The organism is Pseudomonas sp. QD4 (assembly GCF_049199125.1).
GTDB lineage: Bacteria > Pseudomonadota > Gammaproteobacteria > Pseudomonadales > Pseudomonadaceae > Aquipseudomonas.
On record NZ_JBLZOM010000009.1, the window covers coordinates 177341 to 193025 of the forward strand.

The 15685-nt window shown below is 64.7% G+C and carries 13 protein-coding genes; 4 read left to right on the forward strand and 9 right to left on the reverse strand.

What is annotated here, in order from left to right:
* Positions 1–2: 2 nt before the first annotated feature.
* Entirely contained in the window at positions 3–848 is an 846-nt protein-coding gene (locus tag ACOZJV_RS32235) for a sulfotransferase family protein (protein ID WP_421549365.1), read from the reverse strand.
* 163 nt (positions 849–1011) lie between these two features.
* Positions 1012–2589 (reverse strand): glycosyltransferase family 39 protein, encoded by a 1578-nt coding sequence (locus tag ACOZJV_RS32240; protein ID WP_421549366.1) that lies wholly within the window; start codon positions 2587–2589, stop codon positions 1012–1014.
* A gap of 217 nt (positions 2590–2806) precedes the next feature.
* Here ACOZJV_RS32240 and ACOZJV_RS32245 point away from each other — a divergent pair, with 217 nt between their 5' ends.
* On the forward strand, positions 2807–3397 hold the full coding sequence (locus ACOZJV_RS32245; protein WP_421549367.1) for a phage tail protein: 591 nt from the start codon (positions 2807–2809) through the stop codon (positions 3395–3397).
* A 56-nt stretch (positions 3398–3453) separates the two neighbouring features.
* Positions 3454–3765 carry a DUF6916 family protein gene (locus ACOZJV_RS32250; protein ID WP_078469174.1) on the forward strand — a complete coding sequence of 104 codons (312 nt, stop codon included), beginning with the start codon at positions 3454–3456 and terminating at the stop codon, positions 3763–3765.
* On the opposite strand, the gene ACOZJV_RS32255 is transcribed toward ACOZJV_RS32250, so the two are convergent.
* The 4 genes from ACOZJV_RS32255 to ACOZJV_RS32270 are packed head-to-tail and all read right to left on the reverse strand — an operon-like array spanning position 3758 to position 8475.
* Positions 3758–4252 (reverse strand): GNAT family N-acetyltransferase, encoded by a 495-nt coding sequence (locus ACOZJV_RS32255; RefSeq protein WP_421549368.1) that lies wholly within the window; start codon positions 4250–4252, stop codon positions 3758–3760. The genes ACOZJV_RS32250 and ACOZJV_RS32255 overlap by 8 nt on opposite strands.
* 28 nt (positions 4253–4280) lie before the next feature.
* Complete coding sequence (locus tag ACOZJV_RS32260) at positions 4281–6377, reverse strand: HlyD family efflux transporter periplasmic adaptor subunit (protein WP_421549369.1); 2097 nt, start codon at positions 6375–6377, stop codon at positions 4281–4283.
* Positions 6377–7696, reverse strand: coding sequence for an efflux RND transporter periplasmic adaptor subunit (locus ACOZJV_RS32265; protein ID WP_421549370.1), 1320 nt, complete (start codon positions 7694–7696; stop codon positions 6377–6379). The genes ACOZJV_RS32260 and ACOZJV_RS32265 overlap by 1 nt, the downstream gene beginning before the upstream one ends.
* Positions 7693–8475, reverse strand: coding sequence for an efflux RND transporter periplasmic adaptor subunit (locus ACOZJV_RS32270; RefSeq protein ID WP_421549371.1), 783 nt, complete (start codon positions 8473–8475; stop codon positions 7693–7695). Before ACOZJV_RS32270 ends, ACOZJV_RS32265 begins: the two co-directional genes overlap by 4 nt.
* Positions 8476–8727: 252 nt before the next feature.
* Here ACOZJV_RS32270 and ACOZJV_RS32275 point away from each other — a divergent pair, with 252 nt between their 5' ends.
* Positions 8728–10893 (forward strand): outer membrane assembly lipoprotein YfiO, encoded by a 2166-nt coding sequence (locus ACOZJV_RS32275; protein ID WP_421549372.1) that lies wholly within the window; start codon positions 8728–8730, stop codon positions 10891–10893.
* A 3-nt stretch (positions 10894–10896) separates the two neighbouring features.
* The gene (locus ACOZJV_RS32280; protein ID WP_421549373.1) at positions 10897–11610 is read left to right on the forward strand and encodes a DUF3142 domain-containing protein; all 714 of its coding nucleotides are present in this window, start codon (positions 10897–10899) and stop codon (positions 11608–11610) included.
* Between the two features lie 9 nt (positions 11611–11619).
* Here ACOZJV_RS32280 and ACOZJV_RS32285 read toward each other — a convergent pair whose 3' ends face one another.
* The 3 genes from ACOZJV_RS32285 to ACOZJV_RS32295 all read right to left on the reverse strand — a co-directional run bounded on the left by ACOZJV_RS32285 (position 11620) and on the right by ACOZJV_RS32295 (position 15644).
* Positions 11620–14082 (reverse strand): TonB-dependent siderophore receptor, encoded by a 2463-nt coding sequence (locus ACOZJV_RS32285; protein ID WP_421549374.1) that lies wholly within the window; start codon positions 14080–14082, stop codon positions 11620–11622.
* 102 nt (positions 14083–14184) lie between these two features.
* Positions 14185–15138 (reverse strand): FecR domain-containing protein, encoded by a 954-nt coding sequence (locus tag ACOZJV_RS32290; RefSeq protein WP_078469166.1) that lies wholly within the window; start codon positions 15136–15138, stop codon positions 14185–14187.
* Entirely contained in the window at positions 15135–15644 is a 510-nt protein-coding gene (locus ACOZJV_RS32295; protein WP_020300726.1) for a sigma-70 family RNA polymerase sigma factor, read from the reverse strand. Before ACOZJV_RS32295 ends, ACOZJV_RS32290 begins: the two co-directional genes overlap by 4 nt.
* Between the last annotated feature and the right edge of the window lie 41 nt (positions 15645–15685).

The window sequence follows — 15685 nt, forward strand, 5'->3', positions numbered from 1 at the left end:
GATCAACTGATAGCGGTTTCGGCCTTCATGCGTATGACATTAGCTGCGCTGGCCGAGCCGTCGAGCCAGAAGGACAGCTTGGAATACTGCTCAAACAGATCAGGCGGCAGGATGGTGCGCCGCGATTGCAGGGCCACCCTGGGCTTGACCTTGTGCAAGCCGGCCACGCCCAGGGCTTGGTCGAACTCCGGCGCATCGTAGGCCAGGTTGTCGAAGTTATGCTCGAACCAGGGCTCGCCAATAAAGTCGTAGACCAGGCGCATGACCCGCTCCGGCGCCTGGCTCAGCAAGTCGTAGTCGACGATCAGCAGTGAGTCGGCGTGCTCGCCGTAGTACGCCTCTTTCAGCGCCGCCCAGGCAAACCCCACCAGGCGGTTGCGCTGGGCCAGGGTTTCGACCCGGCTGTAGACGGTGTTGCGCTCGATATCGTCATTGAACAGTTTGGTGTTTTCGAAGGGATTGGCCCGATACAGGCGCTCGATGCTGTCCATGACCCAGGCCACGTTGCGCACACAGGCAATGACTTTGCACTGGGGAAACAGGTCGGTCAGGGCCGGCAGTCGCGAGCACCATTGGCGATTGGTGTCGAAGATCACCGGTTTATCAGCCTTGTCGGCGTAGTAGGAGTCGAACAGCCCGCCGAGCAGGCGGCGGCGCATGGCGGTGTCGATCACCGAACCGAATTCGCTGCCGGCGCTGCACTGGCCGAGGACGCTGGCGAACAGCGACCCAACCGGGCTGGTCATGCCGGCATGAAAACGCGGATTTTGCAGAAGAATGGCAGAGAGCAGGGTAGACCCTGAGCGCGGCAATCCGGAGATAAAGTGGAAACTCGGCAATCCCTTCACCTGCAATCAAGTCCATTTTGTAGGACAAATCGTAGCCTAAGGAATTGCTTCTAACTAGTAGTATTTTGATATCAATGAGTGGGGTTTTAAGTCGGAAAAAAACCATGAACATGGGTTTTTTTAGAAACCTCAGACTGACGGCTCTATACCGGCCCTCCCAGCCTCAGCGCAGGCTACAGGCCGCACCACAAGCCTGATATAAAACCGCCTGGGTATCGCCTCCCGCATGCTGGTCAATTTTTCGCCAACCGCTTGGAATGGCCGGGAACTCGTCCGGCGCTTCCCGGCTCATCACCAGCCAGACCCGACCGTTGCCCGGGGGCAGGTCTTGCAGATGGTCGAGGTAGACCCCGGCGCTTTCATCGATCAGCGTGCCAAAGCCGTAGCGGTTGGGCCGGGTCGACACGCCGGCGGCGGTGGGCGGCGTATACAGCCTGGGGGCGGTCGCGCTTTTGTCGTAGTAGCCCCAGGTGAGGTACCAGAACATATCGCCAAGGACCACCTGGTCGCCCGCCAGGGTATGGCGGTTCATGTAGGCGACCATGTCGTTGAACTGGTCGCCTGCGTCCACCGCATAGTTATTTTTCAGCCCCACGCCCTCCACGGCCAGCACCGCCAGCAACAGGAGCAGGGCCAGGGCCTTGCAGCGCCGGGCCAGGCGGTCGATGCCCAGCGCCAGGATGATCGGCAAACCCAGCGCTGGCACGGTCAGGTAACGCTCGATAAACACCGGCGAGGCAAAGGACACCGCATACAGCACCAGCAACGGCAGCGCGCTGTAGAGCACCACCAGGGTGGCGAACCTGTAGCGGCTGCGGTCGGTGCAGACCACGTACACCATCATTGCGCCCAGCACGCTGGGCAGGCTCAGCAGCAGCCACAACGGCATGCCTTCGGCATCGTCCTGGGCCATCAGTTGCCACAGCATCGACGGCAATGAACGCAGTGTAACCGCCGGCTCCCAGCCAACATCGCCCCCCACCTCCAGGGCATCCATGTGCAGCACCAGGTCGATCAGCCCTGGCAACCACGGCAGGAACAGCAGCACGATCGCCACGTTGGCCAGCCACCAGTCGCGGCGAGAAATATAGCGCTGGGCGCCAGCGCAGGGGGCACGCAGCACCAGCAGGTAAGCCCAATGGGCCAGCACACAGAGCGCGGAAAAATAATGGGTGTAGAACGCTGCCGCCATCAGCAGCGCATAGCACACCAGGTAACGCCGCCGCTGCGGCGCCCGCACCCAGTACAGCAGCGCCAGGGTCGCCCCCAGCAGCCACACGCCCATCAGCGAATACATGCGTATTTCCTGGCTGTAGCGCACGGCCGTGGGCAGCAGCGCCAGCAACAGACAGGTAAGCATCGTGGCCCGGCGGCTGGCGATCAGGTGCGCCAGCCAAGTGCCGAGGAACACCGTAATCACCCCCGGCACCGCGCTCATCAGGCGGATCGATTCGATGGAGTCGCCGAACAGGCCGCTCCAGCCCCGCAGCAGCATGAAATACAGCGGCGGATGCACATCGTGGGCCGCGTGGAACCAGATCCCGGCCAACGGGTACTGGGCCAGCAACAGGCTGGAGCCCTCGTCGCCCCAGATCGCCGCAGCCGTCAATTGATACAGGCGAGCGCCCAGGGCCAGGGCCAGCAGCGGCAGCAGCCACGGGGCGCGTAACAGTTCTGGCAGCGCTCGCTCAGCCGCGACAGATCGCAGCTTGGCGGCTTCATCATTGCGCGCAACGCCCATCAGCATCCTCTAGAAATCGACCTGAAACAGGTGGCGCGCTGAGCGTAGGCCGGCGCGCGAAAGTAATGGCTATTTGACCCCACAAAAACCTGAACGCAAAACCAGACAAAGGTCTACGCTTGCTGGCGGTGCGCTACAGACCCGTAAAGGCCACTCACCTGGCCCGCTGTACAACGGGCGCCGCACCTCACTCAACGCAGCGCAAGGACTAGGATCTATGGAAGCGTTTCTCGGCAGTATCCAGATGTTCGGCTTCAACTTTGCCCCCAATGGCTGGGCATTGTGCAATGGGCAGCTAATCGGCGTCGCGCAGAATGCGGCGCTGTTTGCTCTGCTCGGCACCTACTACGGAGGCAACGGCCAGACCACCTTAGGCCTGCCCAACCTGCAAAGCCGACTGCCCATGGGGATGGGGCAAGGGCCCAGTCTGTCCGCAAGGGTCATCGGCCAGATCGGCGGCGTCGAGCGCTTGAATGTCTTGACCAGTAACGTGCCAGCCCAGGCGATTCCGACTAGCGGGCTGACCGTCACCACCACCGTCAACCTGGCAAACGTGCCCAGCAATCCGCTCACCGCCCCCACCCCGGCCAACGCCTACATCGGCGCTTCTGTCTCCAGTGGCCCCCCTTCAGCAGCGATTTTCTCGGACCAGCAAGGTGCCTCGCCAGTCGCGCTCAAGGGCGCCAGCAGCAGCATCGGCGGCACCCTGAGCACCGTCGGTGGCAACGTGCCGCTGGAAGTGAGCAACCCGTTCCTGGCGGTGAACTTCAGCATTGCCTTGCAAGGGATCTTCCCTTCACGCAATTGATCCAGCCGCTGGCCGGAGCCTAGTGCTCCGGTTAGTGGTTTTTCAGGAGAACCTCAATGCTGCAACAGGTTTGCAACGAACACTTCCTGGCACTGGTGAACCAGCCGTGCCCGCTGTACCTGCCCGACGGCAGCCCGTTGCCGGTGCAAGTCGAAGCGGTGGTGTCGCGCCCGCAATCGCGCCTGCCAGAAAACACCCGCATCCCGTTCAACGTGCAGTTGCGCAGCCTGCAACCGACCGATTTTGTCGATGGCCTATGCGCCCTGGAACTGCCGCAGTTGGGGCGCGTGGAAGCGATTTTTGTATCCCGCGAGCCAGCGCTGGGTCGTGACCCGGCCCAGGGCTACTTCAACATCATCTTCAACTGACCCCCGGGTACCACACCAGGCGCTCGGCGCCGGGTGTGCTTTCCTCGACCCGAAACCCCAGCGCCAGGTAATGCTGGCGCGCCTGGGGGTTGCTGGCCCAGACCACCGTCGCCACCGGGCAGCGCACTTGTTCGGCGGCCTTCTGCACCCCTTGCAGCACCGAGCGGCCATAGCCCTTGCCCCGTGCCCCGGGAATAAACGCCAGGTACAGCACGCGGATTTCATTGGGCCCGAAATCGGCACTGAGCACGCCGATCGGGGTGTCGAGCTTTTCCACCACGTAGTGAATGGCGTCGGGGAAGTTGTCACCGATGCCCCGTTCCTGCACCAGAAACTGCTGGGCCACCACCTGCGCCACCACCTCGGGCTCGGCGTCGATCAACTGCAACTCGGGCCGGGCCGACTGGTAAAGGCTCTGCATAAAGGGCCCATCCGTGGGCCGTGAAGGGCGCATGGATAACCCGGCGGCGGACGAACTGTTCAACATCGGCTGTACTCCCTCAATCCCGCACTCACTAAAAACCGCTTTCGCGCACGCCAAGCGCCGCCATGCGCCGCCAGGCCGTGCCCAGTAATGATTCGCCGCGCCCTTGCAACACCGCCACGCCGCGCAGCGGATGGCTCGGCGTCGGCACCTCTGCGAGCAACTTCAGGCGTGCACCGTATTGCGCCTGTACTGGCTCGGGCCGGCGGTTCTCGTCGCGGCGCACGGCAATCGGCCCGTGGTGGTCGGAGGTCAAGGCCTCCAGGTCGATAGTGGCCACGCCATTGACGTCCACATCCAGCAACTCCAGCGGCCAGGCCGGGCGCATCGGGTCATCGGCGATAAACCGCCCACGGGCACCCGGCGCGACCCGCCACAAATCTTCTTCAGCCAGGTAACCACGCACCCGGGTGCCGCCCTCGACAATCCGCGCCAGTGGCTCGCGGGTCGACACCCAGCGCCCGGCCACCAGTTGCGGCATCAGGTCCCGTACCTGACCAGCCTGGGGCGCGCGCAACAACAAGCGCTCACGCCGGGCCTGCAAACCACGGTACTCGGCCACCGCCTCGGCCAGTCGCTGCTCAAGCACGCCGACATCCGCCGCCGTTTCACTGCGCCCGGCCTGGCGCCGCATCTGCAATTGCAGGATGTCGATTTCACGCCGCACGATCACCAGCCGCGAGTCGACGTCCGGCGACTCCAGCTCCACCAGCAGCGCGCCCTGGGCCACGCTCTGGCCATCCTCGACCAGCACCTGCTTGACCCGCGCCGCCACCGGCGCATGCAACGCCGTGACGCGCCCGGCCTCGAGCATCGCCGGCACTTCGACGCTGCTACGCCAGGGCACCGCCAGCAGCAGCACCAGCGCCAGCAGGCCCAGACCAGTGAGCAGCACACGCGGGGTGTAGGCCTGCTCGCGCCGGGCCCACCATTGATAGCCTTCCTTGCAAATCGGCAAAAAGATGAACCACACCAGCTCCACCAGCATCAGGAAGATGCCCAGTAATTTGAAAAACAGGTGATACACCGCCAGGGCGATCCCGAAAAACAGCGCTGCACGCCACAACCACGAGCCATACCCCCACCACAGCAGGCGCCGCTGCATCGCCGGCGACCAAGGCTCGGGCGCCGGCTGGCCATAGCCGAACAGCACCTCGCGCAGGTGCCAACGGCACAGGGCAAAGGCCCGGCCTTGCAGGTTGTCCACTTCCCACAGGTCACTGAGCAGGAAATAGCCGTCAAAGCGCATAAAGGGGTTGAGGTTGATCAACAGGGTGGTGATCCACGTGGCACTGGCGAGCATGAAGGCCGCGGTGCGCGCCGGGCCGTCCGGCAGCAGTGACCAGGCGAGCAAGGCGATGCAGGCCAGCAGCAATTCGGCGAGGACACCACCGGCGCCGATCAGCAGCCGCGCGCGACGGTCATTGACCCGCCAGGCATCGCTGACGTCGGTGTAGAACATTGGCAGCAGCACCATAAACGCCACGCCCATGCTCTGTACCCGGCAGCCGGCGCGCTTGGCCATAAAGGCGTGGCCGAACTCATGGCACAGCTTGGCGAAAAACAGCGCCGTGCCGAATGCCAGGGCCCCGCCGAGGCTGAACAGGTGGGGGAAGGTCGCGAGAAAGCGCTGCCAGTCCCGGGACACCAGAAACACCCCAAGCCCCAGCGTCAGCGGCAAGCCGTAGCGCAACAGACCAGGCCCCAACCTTTGCAGCCAGGGCCAGGCGCGATTGAGGAAGGCATCCGGGCGCCATAACGGAATACGAAAGAACAAATACTGGTGCAACAGCACCTGCCAAAAACTCTGGCGTTGCGCCGCAGCCTTGTGGCTGTAGCTGGAACGCTGCTCCGGGTCCAGGGCGCTGATCAGGTCATGGGCCCGCAAAAACACCAGCAGTTCGTCCAGCTCGCCCTCGCCAAGCGCCAGGCCGGGCTCACGGTTGGCCGCCTGCAACACCTGCTGCGGGTCGCCCAGGGCCCAGTGCCGCAACAAACGAATCGCCGCCGTGCCGAGCTTGAAATAACGCCCGCGCACCGGGTCGGCCAGGGTCCAGCGCGGCGAACCATCGCGGGCTGGGGCGGCAGCCGAAAGCTGCAAGTCGGCGCGCAGGCCCGGCAGGTTCATTACAGGCCGACACTCTGACGCAGGCCAGCCAGGGGCCGGCGCAACAGGTACAGCGCCAGCGGCGCGCGCTCGCCAAAGATCTTCGCCGTGCCGCGCAAACCGATGCGCGGCGGCGCCTGGAGAAAGCTCGCGTCAAGGCGGTAGGCCAACTGCCCGCCGGCCGTAGGTTGCGCCTCATAGGCGGCGTGCTCCAGGGTCGCCAGGTGGCGCTGCAACGGGTCGCTGTCGAGAAACAGTGCGACTTCGGCCTGGGGCTCCAGGGCAATCGCATCACCCACCGCCAGTTCGATACGCAACTCAGCCTGGTTCGGGTCGGCAATTTCCATCAGCCGCTCGCCGGTCTGCACCGGCTTGCCGGTCCAGCGTTCGGCGTCGGCAAACACTGCGATACCGTCGCGTTCGGCGCGCACTTCGCTGCGTTTGAGCAGCTCTCGCGCGTAATCGCGTTCGGCGCGTTTCTGTTCGACTCGGGCCGCCAGCAGGTCGAGCTTCGAATTCGATTCCGCGTCGGCAAAAGCGCGCTGGGCGTTGGCCTTGAGCTCGGCCTCGGCCACGCCCAGAGCCCGCGCCGCAACGTCAGCCTGAGCGGTGAGGGTGGTGCTTTCAAAGCGCAGCAGCAGATCGCCGGTCTTCACACTCTGGTTGGGCTTGACCAAAAACTCGGCAATCACCCCATCCAGCGGCGCCGCCACCACGCGCCCACCCAGGGGCACCACTTCGGCCGGCGCCAGCACCGACTGGCGCACCGGGATCAACAGCCCCAACAGCACGATGGCCGCCAACAGCAACTGGCGTTTGCGGGTCCAGCGCAGGCGCCACGGCTGGCGCGGGTGCAGGGCCCCCCAGGCATGGCTGTAGGTATCGCCCAATTGCGCCAGCAGCACTTGTTCGGCGGGGCTCCAGGGGGTGTCCCGCGCCAGCCACAGGCCACCGAACACCTCGCCCTTACGGTCGAGCAACGGCAGCCAGAACACCTGGGCCGCCGACAGGCTTTGCCAGTCGGCACGCAGCGCCTCGTTCAGTGCCTCGGGCGCCACCACCCGCGCCTGTTGCGACTGGTTGAGCTTGGCCAACTGGGCCACCGCCTGCTCGACGAACGCCACAAACGGCGCATTCGGATCAAGGCTGCTGACCCCGGTTACCGCACGTACCTTGCCGGCAATCAGCAGCGCCGCGTGGCGAAAACCAAACAGCGCCTGGCCGTCATTGACCAGGCTGTAGGCCAGTTGATCGAGGGTCGCGGCGGCGCGGGTCTGCCGTTCGAGGTCGAGAAAGCGTGCGAACACCTGCTCCGCCGAGGCCGTCAGCGGCGCGTTCATTTAGGCTCCGCGAACCGTGCCGTGCCGCTCATGCCCGCCAGCAGCCCCGTGGCATTGGGCAATGTGGCCACCAGCAACAGGGTCTGGCTGCCTTCATCGATGCGCGCGCCCAGGCGCTTGACCGTGGCGGTCAGCGGTTGCCCGGTTTCATCGGGAACAAAACTGAAGCTCTGCCCAGGCTTGAGTTTGTCCATCCAGCGCGAAGGCACCAGCAGGTGGATTTCCAGGGTGCGGTTGTCGACGATTTCCATCAGCGGCGAACCGGCAGCGACGCTCTCAAAGCGCTGCACCTTGCGTTGCACCACCTGGCCGTCAAAGGGCGCGACCACGCTGCAACGCTTGACCTGAACCTGATAGACCTGGGATTGCGCCTGGGTTTCAGTGAGCTTGGCCTCAGCCCGCGACACCTCGAAGCGGCCCACGGAGTTGAGCGCGGCCAATTGCTTGTTGTGCGCCAACTCTTCACTGGCGCCGCGGCTCGCGGCTTGGGCGGCGTTGAGCTGGGCCTGGTAGGCCGAGCAATCAAAACGCGCCAGGACCTCGCCCTTTTTGAACGACTCACCTTCACTGAAGGGCAGTTCAACAATGCGCCCGGACAGCTCGCTGGCCATCATCGCCTGGTCGCGGGCCCGCAACACGCCACGCGCCTCACTGCTGGACGAAGCGCTGGCGTCCGCCGCAGGCACGCTCAACAGCGGGTCGTCGGTGACAGGCGTTTGTGCTTGTGCCAGGCATGCCAAGCAGGTCAATCCGAATCCAAAACCACGTAAACGCCGCATAACCGTTACTCCCTGTCGGATGGGCGGAGTCTACGACAGCGCGGATGAGCGTCAAGCAAAACGCCATCATCTTTATCGAACAACTTCCGCCATTTCAGCCCGCTAGCTCTAGCTCGGGCCTGTTACCTACGAACCTGAAAAAGGTTAGCTGACATCAATACGCCAGCCAGTAGGTGCGCCCCAAGCGCTTCTGTATGATCTGCGCCACTATCGGGTTACCGCACTCCGTGCTTTCGGGATTAGGGACAATTCATGCGTATCGGTTTTCTGTCATCTGTGTCACTGGCGCTTGGCGCCGTCTGCGCGACCCCGGCCTATGCCAGTTTCGACGAATCCATATGCGAAGTGCTCTGGACCCCGCAAGGCAGCGGCGCCTGCAACAGCGTGCCGTTCCTGAGCCCGAACAACGACAGCCGGACCAACCTGCGCCTGCTGATGTCCGATCAGGGCACCCTGCCCCTGAGCCCTATCGCCCTGAGCAACAATGACCTGCAAGCCGGCTACGGCCCGGTGCCGTTCGACCTGATGCGCCTGGACCCGGAGCCAGAAAACGCCACGCCCGCCGCACAGGATGCGGTGGTCGCGCGCCTCGACCAGCAACTGGCGCAATTGGAGTTGCCGGCGGTGGCCACCCTGGATCAGCGTCCGCACTTTATCGAGGGCGAAGGCAACCGCTGCCGCAGTAACAACCTGGAAAGCGCCAGCGCCTTTATCGGCCAGTTGCTCGACACCCCGCAACTGTCGACGCAGGAACGCAGCGACCTGGCGGGCGAGCGCATGCAGATGCTGCAAGTCTGTGAGTGGGAGGCCGGGAATGCCGAGGTCCTGATCGAAGATCAGCACTTCTCTGCAACCGGCAAGGCCTTCGCCAATTACCTGCGGGGCGCCGCCGAGTTCTACAGCGGCCGCTTCGACAAGGCGACCCAGCGTTTCGCCAGCCTGACCGACAGCCCCCAGCCCTGGCTCAAGGAAACCGCGCTGTACATGAGCGCGCGCATCCCACTGAACGCCGCGCAAGCCGACACGTTTGATGACATGGGCCTGCCGGACCTGAACAAGGTCGATCGGCCCAACCTGCAATTGGCCGAGCAGAACCTGGAACGCTACCTGGCGGCCTACCCCCAGGGGCACTTCAGTGCGTCGGCCAAGGGCCTGCTGCGCCGGGTGCACTGGCTGTCCGGCGATGACCGCAAGCTGGCCGAGGACTACAGCTGGCAACTGCTGCACGCCACGCCCGCGCAACGCAATATCAGCCTGCCGGAGCTGATTCAGGAGACCGACAACAAGCTGCTCGGCACCGAGGCCCCGGATATCCGCACCCCGCAGTTGCTGGCGGTCGAGGACCTGAGTCGCATCAGCGCCTACCAGGGCACCTTCAACCTCAAGCAGCTCCAGGCGCAAAAGGCCGTGTTCGCCGAACAGCCGGCCCTGTTCGACTACCTGCAGGCGGCGGCCTACCTGAACCTTGAGGACAAGCCGCAGCAGGCCCTGGCGTTGTTGCCAGGCAGCGTGCCCGCGCAACTCGATTACTTCGCCTTCAGCCAGCAGGTGCTGCGCGGCCTGGCGCTGCACAAGACCCAGGACTGGAAGGCGGCCGAAGCCCTGTGGCTGGAGCTGCTGGGCAAGGTCAAGCAACCCTTGCAGCGTGACTACGTGGAGCTGGCCCTGGCCTGGAACTACGAGTTCAGCCAGCGTCTGGACAAAGTCTTTGCCGCCGACTCGCCGATCAAGACCCCGCAACTGCGCTATCGCCTGCAACGCCTGAGCGCCGACCTGCCGCTGCTGCGCCAACAGGTGACCCAGGGCGTGGACGCCGGCGAACGCGACAGCGCCCTGTTCGTGCTGCTCTACAAAGAGCTGTTGCGCGGCCAGTACGCAGCCTTTGCCGAAGACTTCAAGCGCATGCCCGCCAGCCCTTCGCCCGACAAGCTCGGGGTCGGCATCGGCTACTTCTACGACAGCGGCAAGCCACTGGCGATGTTCAACTGGCAGGGCGAGCCGGGAGAGTCCGGCTACGGCTGCCCGAGCATCGCCGAGATCGCCGCCGTGTTGCAGGCCAACAACCAGCAGCCCAAGGGCCTGAACTGCCTGGGCGAGTTCATTCTGCGCAACGGCCTCGACCATTCGCCGCTCGATGCCGCGCCGTACAAGGGCGAGCTGGGCTCAAGCGGTATCGACGCCAAACCGGCAGTGTTTTCCCGCCATGACGGCTATCGCCAGGTGATCGACAACCAGCACGCGCCCAAGGACGATCGCGCCTACGCGCTGTTCCGCGCCATCAAGTGCTACGCGCCCTCGGGCAACAACAGCTGCGGCGGCACCGATGTCGAGCCGGCGGTGCGCAAGGCCTGGTTCCGCCAGATCAAGGGCACCTACGCCGATACCCAGTGGAGCAAATCCCTGCCGTATTACTGGTAACCCATGAACGCTCTGTTGCGCGCTGGATGGCTGCTGGCCGTATTGATCAGCAGCCAGGCCTGGGCCGCGGTCGACGCCGGCGACTATGACGCGTTCTGGTTATGGAGCGGGGTCAAGCCGCAGCCGGTGCTGGCCCAGGCCAAGAGCCTGTACATCCTCCAGGGCCAGATCAGCACCTCGCGCCGCCAGCCGGAACGCGGCGTGCGCCTGATCGCCCAGGGCGTCTCGGTGCCGCGCCTGACTCAAGGTGAAGTGTGGGTGGTGTACCGCGCCCATACCCTGCGCTGGCCGGAGCCGATCTACGCCCAATTGCTGGGGCAGGTGCAACGCTGGCAACAGGCGGGCAACCCGGTGGTCGGGATCCAGATCGACTTCGACGCCGGCACCCGTTACCTGGAGGAGTACGCCGATTTCCTGCGTGACCTGCGCCAGCGCCTGCCACGGCAGTACCGCCTGAGCATTACCGGACTGATGGATTGGGGCAGCAACGCCGACCCGCAAGCCATCGGCCAGCTCAAGGGGGTGATCGACGAGGTGGTGGTGCAGACCTACCAGGGCCGCCACAGCATCCCCAATTACGCCGCCTACCTGCCGCGCCTGGACCGCTTGGGGCTGCCGTACAAGGTCGGGCTGATCCAGGGCGGTGCCTGGACCGAACCCGCTTACCTGCGCGATAGCCCCTGGTTCAGGGGCTATGTGGTGTTTTTGCAGAACTAGGGCTGTTTTTTACCAGTCGTAAGTCAGGCTCGAGACCACCGTGCGCCCTTCGCCGTAGTAGCAGTCCAGCTCGGTCCGGCACAGGTCGACATAGGTCTTGTCTTCGAGGTTCTTCACGTTCAGCGCCAGCTTCACGCCCTTGAGCTTGAACGGCGAGCGGTTCAGGTCATAGGTCAGCGCCGCATCCAGTACGGTGTAGGACGGAATCTGGAACGCACCGGCGTAGTCATCGCCGTAATTGCCCTTCACGTAGCGCACCCCCAACCCGGCGCCCAGGCCGGCCAGCGGCGTATCCCCGAGCAGGGTGTAGTTGGCCCAGGCCGAGGCGGTCAGCGGCGGGCTACCGGCCGGGTGCCGACCTTCGCGGCCGGAATCGTCCTTGGTGTACTTGATGTCGTTGCGCGACACCGAAGCGATCACGTCCAGGGATTCGCTGAGGGCCGCCTTGGCCTCCAGCTCGATCCCACGGGAGCGCACCGCACCACTCTGGTCACTGAACGTGCTAGCGGGAATGGAGTTGAGCACGTTCTCCTGGTCCAGGTGGTAGACCGAGAGCTGGACGAAACTTTCCTGCCCCGGCGGCTGGTACTTGAGGCCCACTTCATACTGCTTGCCGGTGGACGGCTCGAACGGGCTGCCGCCCTCGGCGGTGCCGCTCAACGGCATGAACGACTCGGAATAGCTGACAAACGGCGCCAGGCCGTTATCGAACAGGTAGACCAGCCCCGCACGGCCGGAGAACGCCTGGTCCTTGCTGCTGCTGTTCTGCTTGGTCAGCACCACTTTGTTGTTGGTCTCGGCCCAGTCATAGCGGCCGCCGAGCACCAGCACCCACTGGTCGAGCTTGATCTGGTCCTGCACATACAGGCCGGTCTGGGTCACGGTGTTGTCCCAGCGATACAGCCCGTTGAAATTGATCGGCGTGCCGTAGGTCGGGTTGTACAGATCGATGATCGGGTTGGTGCGGTCGTACTTGCCGGCGAACTGGCTGTTGGAGTGGTAGTAATCCAGGCCCACGATCAGGGTGTGCTTGAACGCCCCGGTGTCGAATTCGGCCTGGGCGATGTTATCCACCCCTACCACCTTGTTGTGCTGCTTCCAGTCGACACCGAAGCGGGTCATGTAGCGCTGGTCATTGGCCCCGGTCAGCGGGTTGGCGACAAAGCTGTAGCCGTGCAGCGGCGCGCGGTAATGGTCGTCGACATCGGCGTAGCGCACGTTCTGCTTGAGGGTCCAGACCTCGTTCAGGCGATGGGACAGTTCATAGCCGAGGACGAACTGATCACGGTCGTAGGCGTTGACTCCCGGCTCGCCAAGGAACAGGTCGCGGCTGATCTTGCCGTTGACCGTGGGCACCAGGGTGCCGATGCGCGGCAAACCCTGGGCCTCGGGCACGTCGTTGTCTTTCTGGTATTGGGCGAACAGGGTCAGGCTGGTGTCTTCGTTGGGGCGCCAGGTCAGGCTGGGCGCGATGAACTGGCGTTTCTGCTCGACGTAATCGATCGGCGAGCCGCTGTCGTTGGCCAGGGCGGTCAGGCGATAGAGGAACTGCCCCTGTTCGTCCAGGGGACCGCCCAGGTCCAGGGCCAGGCTTTTGTGGTCATCGCTGCCGCCTTCGAGCACCACCTGATGCAGGGGCGTGGCCGTGGGGCGCTTGCTGACCATGTTGACGATGCCTCCGGGCTGGTTCTGCCCGTACAGCACCGACGCCGGGCCCTTGAGCACTTCGATGCGCTCCAGGGAATAGGGCTCGATCTGCAATGCGCCACCGGTACTGCCGCCGCCATAGGGCAGGTGCAGGCCGTCCAGGTACAGCGGGGTCGGCGTGAAGCCGCGCGAGGTCGGCTCATCGAAAATCTTCACCCGGTCGGCGAAGCCACCGCCGGTCATGCCCGGGGTGTAGCGCAAGGCTTCAGTCACCGTTTGCGCGCCACGGGCCTTGATCTCGGTGGCGGTGACCACGTTGATCGTCTGCGGGATCTCCACCAGCGCCGAGTCGGTCTTGCTGCCGGTGGCACTGCGCTTGGCGACGATGCCCTGCACCGGGCCCCAGGCGCTTTCCTCGACCTGAGGGGCGCTGACCTGGGTCGCGCCCAGTTGCAGCGGACCGTCCGCCGGGGCCGGTTGCAACATCCAGCCACCACCCGCTTGCAGGGCCTGCAAGCCGCTGCCCAACAGCAGGCGTTGCAGGCCCTGGGCCACGTCATAGCGCCCTTGCAGGCCGGCGCTGCGCTTGCCCTGGGTCATTTGCGCATCCACCGACAACAGGATCCCGGCCGCACTGGCAAATTGATTGAGGGCCTGGTCGAGGCTGCCGGCGGCGATGTTGTACTGGCGCGACTCGCTCTGGCTGGCCTCGGCGGCCTGGGCCACACAGGGCACCAGCGGCGCGACCGCCAGCAGGCCGGCGAACAGGCCATGGCGCACGGCAGCGCTCAGGGTTTGGGTGGACGGTGACGGTTGGTAAGGCATTCCGGAACTCCCCATGAGAATGCGTCTTGATCGGCTTTCAACAGCTATCCCGAACCAGACGACAAAATCGACAAGGGGCCTGCAGTTATTTTTTTGCGGGGGTCACACCCGGGCCTTGAGCGTGACCCAGTAACGGGTCACGGCCTGGGCCCGCACCGGCAGCGAGCGCTCCAGGGCGGCAAGGATCGCGTCGCTGTCATTGAGCGGAAATACCCCGGTCAGCAACAGGTGCGCCACCTCCTCGTCACAGCGCAATACGCCCGGGCGATAGCGCGACAGTTCGGCGATGAACTGCCCCAACGGCTGGCGCTCGGCAATCAGCCGGCCCTGGCTCCAGCTGCTGGCATTCAGGTCCAACGGCTGATTGGCCGCGACCTGCCGGGCGCTGAACCACAGGCTGTTGCCGGCCTCCAGGTGCACGGGCTGGGCGTTGCGCGGGCTGATGCGCAGCGCGCCTTCGAACAGCCCGACCCGGGTCCCGTTGTCGACATCGCGCACGGTAAAGCGCGTACCCAGGGCCTGGATGTCGCCGGCATCGGTTTCGACAATCAATGGCCGCGAGGCATCGTGGCCGCTGCTCAGCTGGATCTCGCCGCTGATCAGGCGGATGCGCCGCTCCTGCGCGCTGTAGCGCAAGTCGACGGCGCTGTTGCTGTTGAGGTCCAGGCGCGTGCCGTCGCTGAGGGTCAGGTGGCGAATCTCGCCGGTGGCGGTGCGCTGCTCGGCGAAAGCGCTGCGCCAGGGCTGGCTGCCCTGCACCAGGTAGCCACTGCCACCGGCCACCAGCAACAGACCCAGCAGCTTGAGCGCCGAACGTCGTTGCGCATCCGGCACATCGCGCAGCACCGCGCGGGCGCTTTCGGCGGGCACTGCGCCCAGGGTCTGCTGCAACTGCTGCAGGCGCTGCCAGGCACGCTGGTGCTCGGGATCGGCGGTTTGCCAGCGGGCGAAAGCCTGGCGCTGGGCCGGATCCATCTCCCCGCCCCAATGCAGCATCAGCCACTCGCTGGCCTGCTCGACGATGGACGGGGCAATCGGCGCGTCGTGGCGTTTCATTCTTCGTAGATGACCTGATAGCAGGCCTGGATGGCGCGGATCATGTACTTCTGCACCGAACTGACCGACACCTCCAGGCGCTCGGCGATGCAGGCGTAGCTCAGGCCTTCGAACTGCGAGAGGACAAAGGCCTGGCGGACTTTTTCCGGCATGCGATCGAGCATGGCGTCGATCTGCATCAGGGTTTCGAGAATCAGCGCGCGGGTCTCCAGCGACGGCGACTCCGGCTCGGGCAGGTGGGCGATGCTTTCCAGGTAGGCGCGCTCGATGCGCAAGCGGCGCCACTGGTCGATCACCAGGTTGCGGGCAATCTGCGCCAGGTAACTGCGGCTTTCCAGTGGCCCGGGAAACCGCCCCGAGACCAGCAGCCGCAGAAAGGTGTCCTGCGCCACGTCCGCCGCGTGCTCACGATCCCCCAGGCGCTTGCGCAGCCAGCCTTGCAGCCAGCCGTGATGATCGCGGTAAAGGCGATGAACCTGCTCTTTGCCGTCAGTCGTTGCTTCCATGAAAGGAACCGCACACGTGATTGAGAGCAATTATCATTACA

What these genes read in the sequence shown, in the direction of transcription:
- ACOZJV_RS32240 (WP_421549366.1), bottom strand. Translation starts at nt 2,589, where the DNA reads ATGGGCGTTGCGCGCAATGATGAAGCCGCCAAGCTGCGATCTGTCGCG.
- ACOZJV_RS32245 (WP_421549367.1), top strand. Translation starts at nt 2,807, where the DNA reads ATGGAAGCGTTTCTCGGCAGTATCCAGATGTTCGGCTTCAACTTTGCC.
- ACOZJV_RS32250 (WP_078469174.1), top strand. Translation starts at nt 3,454, where the DNA reads ATGCTGCAACAGGTTTGCAACGAACACTTCCTGGCACTGGTGAACCAG.
- ACOZJV_RS32255 (WP_421549368.1), bottom strand. Translation starts at nt 4,252, where the DNA reads ATGTTGAACAGTTCGTCCGCCGCCGGGTTATCCATGCGCCCTTCACGG.
- ACOZJV_RS32260 (WP_421549369.1), bottom strand. Translation starts at nt 6,377, where the DNA reads ATGAACCTGCCGGGCCTGCGCGCCGACTTGCAGCTTTCGGCTGCCGCC.
- ACOZJV_RS32265 (WP_421549370.1), bottom strand. Translation starts at nt 7,696, where the DNA reads ATGAACGCGCCGCTGACGGCCTCGGCGGAGCAGGTGTTCGCACGCTTT.
- ACOZJV_RS32270 (WP_421549371.1), bottom strand. Translation starts at nt 8,475, where the DNA reads ATGCGGCGTTTACGTGGTTTTGGATTCGGATTGACCTGCTTGGCATGC.
- ACOZJV_RS32275 (WP_421549372.1), top strand. Translation starts at nt 8,728, where the DNA reads ATGCGTATCGGTTTTCTGTCATCTGTGTCACTGGCGCTTGGCGCCGTC.
- ACOZJV_RS32280 (WP_421549373.1), top strand. Translation starts at nt 10,897, where the DNA reads ATGAACGCTCTGTTGCGCGCTGGATGGCTGCTGGCCGTATTGATCAGC.
- ACOZJV_RS32285 (WP_421549374.1), bottom strand. Translation starts at nt 14,082, where the DNA reads ATGCCTTACCAACCGTCACCGTCCACCCAAACCCTGAGCGCTGCCGTG.
- ACOZJV_RS32290 (WP_078469166.1), bottom strand. Translation starts at nt 15,138, where the DNA reads ATGAAACGCCACGACGCGCCGATTGCCCCGTCCATCGTCGAGCAGGCC.
- ACOZJV_RS32295 (WP_020300726.1), bottom strand. Translation starts at nt 15,644, where the DNA reads ATGGAAGCAACGACTGACGGCAAAGAGCAGGTTCATCGCCTTTACCGC.